Annotated in this window: 1 protein-coding gene and 1 pseudogene; both read left to right on the forward strand. The window is 70.1% G+C overall.

Annotation, left to right across the window (positions count from 1 at the left end):
- Nucleotides 1–330 (forward strand): annotated as a pseudogene (locus ACYVGN_RS10425) (hypothetical protein); the annotation flags it as partial.
- On the forward strand, nucleotides 327–1,297 hold a 971-nt coding region (locus ACYVGN_RS10430), incomplete at its 3' end, for a hypothetical protein (RefSeq protein WP_460790631.1). The pseudogene ACYVGN_RS10425 and the gene ACYVGN_RS10430, both read left to right, overlap by 4 nt.

Consider the following 1,297-nt stretch of genomic DNA (forward strand, 5'->3'; position numbering starts at 1 on the left):
ATGTGGCGCGGCTGCGGCATGCCCGCCTCCTACTGCGAAGCCCACCACATCGACGAATGGGCCGCCCACGAGGGCCGCACCGACATCGACAGGGGCATCTTGCTCTGCAGGTTCCATCACATGAACCTGCACCACCACGGACACCGGATCACGCGTGATCGGGGCGGGCCGTTCGTCCTGCACCCGCCCGGCGAGGAGCCGGTTCCCCTCCATTCCAGATCACCGCTGCGGTGGATGTGGGACCCACCGCGCGCCCGGGCGAGGCGGGCATCCCTGCCCGTCGGCGGCCCCGCCGACCGCGCGCGCGTGCGCGATACGGTGGCCTCGTGACCACGCCCGACGCCACCCCGCGCGCGATGTCGTTCGACGCGCGGGCCCTCACGGAGCCCGTCGAAAGGGGGGGGGTGGCCCGCTTCGATCGCGAGCTCAAGGCCCGGTTCGGGTCGGCCCGGCTCACGGACGTCGCGACCGTCATCCTGATCGTCTTCGCCCTGGTCTTCGTCGGCGGCGCCGGGCTCACGGGCCTGGCGGGCGCGATCGCGAGCTCGGTCGTGGAGGGCGGCGCTTTCGCGTGGCCCGCCCTGATCCTGCCGATGCTGTTCATGCTCACCGCGGCCGCGCTGATCGTGCTCGCGCTGGTCAACGGGCACAAGGGCAAGGAGACGCGATACCGCCTCGCGCGCTTCGCGCGCGCGAACGCGATGAGCTTCATCCCGGTCCTCGCCGATCCGAAGCTGCCCGGCCTGCTGTTCCATCAGGGGCACAGCCGCATGGCGCTCAACCTGCTGCGCGGAGAGCAGCCGCGGTTCGTCGAGTTCGGGAACTACCGCTACACGACCGGATCCGGCAAGAACAAGAGCACCCACACGTGGGGGTACGTCGCGATCCACCTCGACGCGCCGCTGCCGCACATCGTGCTCGACGCCCTCAGCAACAACGCGCTGGGCCTGTCCAACCTCCCGGCGACGTTCGACAAGGAGCAGCGCCTGAGCCTGGAGGGCGACTTCGACCGGCACTTCGCGCTGTACTGCCCCGAGGGGTACGAGCGCGACGCGCTCTACCTCTTCACGCCCGACATCATGGCGCGCTTCCTCGACAACGCCGCGCAGCTCGACGTCGAGATCGTCGACGACTGGATGTTCCTCTACACGCGCCGACCCGTGAGCACCACGGATCCCGGCACCTGGGCCTGGCTGTTCTCGGTCGTCTCGGCGCTGATAGACAAGCGGCTCTTCGGACATCCGGTGGGGGGGTCATGGGGTGAGTCCGCCGGCGGTGAGGAGCATGCGGAGGCGGT

The organism is Microbacterium lacusdiani, from assembly GCF_054779895.1.